The organism is uncultured Abyssibacter sp., from assembly GCF_964000955.1.
In the GTDB taxonomy this organism is placed as follows: domain Bacteria; phylum Pseudomonadota; class Gammaproteobacteria; order Nevskiales; family OUC007; genus Abyssibacter.
Genome location: NZ_CAXFCL010000347.1, coordinates 1 through 3060, shown reverse-complemented (window position 1 = coordinate 3060; position 3060 = coordinate 1). Strand labels below are relative to the sequence as shown.

The window sequence follows — 3060 nt, the reverse complement described above, 5'->3', positions numbered from 1 at the left end:
GTTCATCGGAAAACGGTGAATCGGACTTCCTGCGTCTTGCCATGTCTCCCTCCTCGGGATGTGATCATGGCTCAACACACAAAATTCGTTACACCCTCCGCAGCCGGACTGCACGATCCGGCTCAAGCAGGAAAGCGACGCGCCGACCTGGCTGATCGACTTCGACTACCTGCCCAATCAGAACGTGATGCTGTACACCAAGTACGCACGCGGCTATCGCCAGGGCAGCGTCAACATCTTCGGGCCGGAGGGCTTCCAGACGCACGGACCGGAAGAGGTGGATTCCTATGAACTGGGTGCCAAGACCCGCTTCGGAGGCCCGGTTCCGGGGACGTTCAACGTCGCGCTGTTCTACAACGATCTGGAGGATCAGCAAATCCAGAGCGGCTTCGTCAGCAGTGCGGGAACGGTGGCGCCGACCACCGGTATCGTCAACGCCGGTTCGTCCACCATCCAGGGTCTGGAGATCGACACCTCGCTGCTGCTCTTGCGCGATCTCACCCTGAGCCTCGCGTACACCTACCTGGATACCGAGCTCAAGGAGATCGAGCCCGTGACGGCGCCGCCCGGCGCGGTCTACGACACCATCCTGCCGACGGCCACACCCGGTAGCGATCTGGCGCAATCGCCCCGGCACAGCGCCACGACGAACCTGACCTACAGGCTGCCGGTGTCCGGACAGCTCGGGGACATGTCCGTTGCCGCCACGCATGTTTATGTGGATGAGCAGGAAACCGCGAGCACCAGCCCCTTCGGTCGCCTGGATGCGTACAACCTGCTGAACCTGAACATGAACTGGAACGCGATCGCCAGCAGCCCGTTCGACGCGGCCCTGTTCGTCACCAACGTTACGGATGAGGAGTACACGGTCTACGTGCCCGGCCTGATCAACAACGTGGGGGCGGAATTCCGCGTCGTGGGTCTGCCGCGGATGTGGGGTGCGCGCCTGCGCTACAACTTCTGAGCAGGTGCCAGACTGACGAAGGCGGGCGCGGCGAAGGCCGCGTCCGTCTTTGTTGTTTCAGCACGGCGGATGCCGGGACGCATCCGATCAGGCGTCGCTATCACGGAGGCGATGCACCGACAGTAGGGTGAACAGGGATGGATGTACTCGGCACCTGGGAGCTGACCCTCGCGACGTCCATGGGGCCGCAGCACTCCCGCATGCATGTCACCGCGCAGGACGACGGTTTTCGCGGTCGCATGGAGAACCCCGCGGGTGATGTCGACATCGTCGGCAGCGTCGACGGGGACCGTCTCAAGTGGGACGTCAAGCTCACCAGGCCCATACCGCTGACGGTTCGGTTCGACGTGAACGTCGACGGCAACGTCTTTCGCGGCCGGGCGAAGATGGGACTGTTCGGAAAGGCCGATGTCAGTGGTCGGCGTGTGTCCGAACAGGCGGAACCGCCCGAATCCGATACCACGGACAAGCCGGAGGGCATCATGGTGACATCGGAGTCGACGGACCCGATGTTTCACACGCCGTACATCATCGCCAACCAGTGGCGCCGCGATCCGGAACCGCATCGATACATCCACGGTGGCTTCGAGGGCACGGACGCGCGCTTCTCGGTCTACTTTCCACCGGCCGAGCGTTACCGCGGGCGGTTCTTTCACAACACGTATCCACTGGCCGAGTCGGCCGATGTCGGACCGTTTCCGATTGCTTTCGATGTTGCGGTTGGCGACCTGGGGTTTTGCTTCGACAGCGGTGCCTATTACCTGCAAACGAATCTGGGCGGAGACGATGGCAAACCGCCAGCCGATCCGACCATCGCCGCGTTTCGCGTCAACGCCGCAGCCGCGAAATACTCCCGCCTGCTGGCGGTCGAGCTGTACGGTGAGCATCGGCCCTACGGGTATCTGTACGGGGGCAGCGGCGGCGCCTACCAGGTCATCGGCTCGGCGGAAAACACCGAGGGCGTCTGGGACGGATTTCTGCCCTATGTCATCGGCACGCCGAATGTGATTCCCAGCGTCTTTTCGGTACGCATGCACGCGCTGCGCATTCTGAACAAGCGCGACAAGTTGCCCGAGATCGTGGACGCCGTCAGTCCGGGGGGCAGCGGTGATCCCTGTGCCACGCTGAACGAGGAGGAACGCGCGGCGCTGGCCGAGGCGACGCGTCTCGGCTTTCCGGTCCGCGGGTGGTGGGATCATGCCGACATGACCGGCGGCTATCTGGCCTTCGTTGCCGGAATCGTGCCGTTGCTCGATCCGGAGTACATCGACGACTTCTGGAACAGGCCCGGTTACCTGGGCGCGGATGCCTCAGCCGCCGTGGGCGATGAGCGCAGGCAGTTCGAGACCACGATCACATCGGTCGAACTCGGTCTGCCGACCCGAATCGAACTGGCCGAAACCCCGGATTGGGATTGCGCCTATGCGCATCTGGTCGCGCTGGACGGTGATGCATCCGGCCGCGGCGCGCCCATCGGTTTCGTTAACGGTCATCGCCTGGAGTTGTCGTATTCCTCCGACCAGACGGTCACGCAGGCGCTCAAGCCGGGTGACTCCGTGCGCCTGGACAACGAATGGGCGCTGGCCTTGCAGACCTATCATCGCCATCAGGTGCCGACGCCCGATCTGTATGGCTGGAACCAGTTCCGCGATGCCTCGGGTGATCCGATCTACCCGCAGCGTGCGCTGCTGACCGGACCGATTGCCGCCGGCAGCACGGCGGGCTCGGTGCCGGATGGCCGCATCAACGGCAAGTTGCTGATGGTGCAGAACCTGATGGATATCGATGCCTTCGGCTGGCATGCGGACTGGTATCGCAGCCAGGTGCAACGGCATCTGGGCAAGGGCTTCGAGGAGCAGTTCGCGCTGTGGTTCGTCGACCATGCCCGGCACGACAATCCGGCGACGCCCTCCGAGCAAACGCAGGTCGTCGGCTACTCGGGGGTGCTGCAGCAGGGGTTGCGTGATCTCAGTGCCTGGGTGGAAGCCGGTGTCAGGCCGGCGCAGACACGTTATCGCGTGGATGATGCCCGGATCGAACTGCCTGCCGCCGCGAGCGAACGCGGTGGTGTCCAGCCCGTGGTGTTGCTGCTGGCG

At 63.8% G+C, this 3060-nt stretch carries 2 protein-coding genes; both read left to right on the top strand.

From position 1 onward, the window contains the following. Window positions 1-115: 115 nt before the first annotated feature. Window positions 116-964, top strand: a complete 849-nt coding sequence (locus ABNS06_RS17000; protein ID WP_348675800.1) for a TonB-dependent receptor — start codon at window positions 116-118, stop codon at window positions 962-964. A 137-nt stretch (window positions 965-1101) separates the two neighbouring features. Beyond that, the coding region (locus tag ABNS06_RS16995) for a hypothetical protein (RefSeq protein ID WP_348675799.1) at window positions 1102-3060 on the top strand (1959 nt) is incomplete at its 3' end.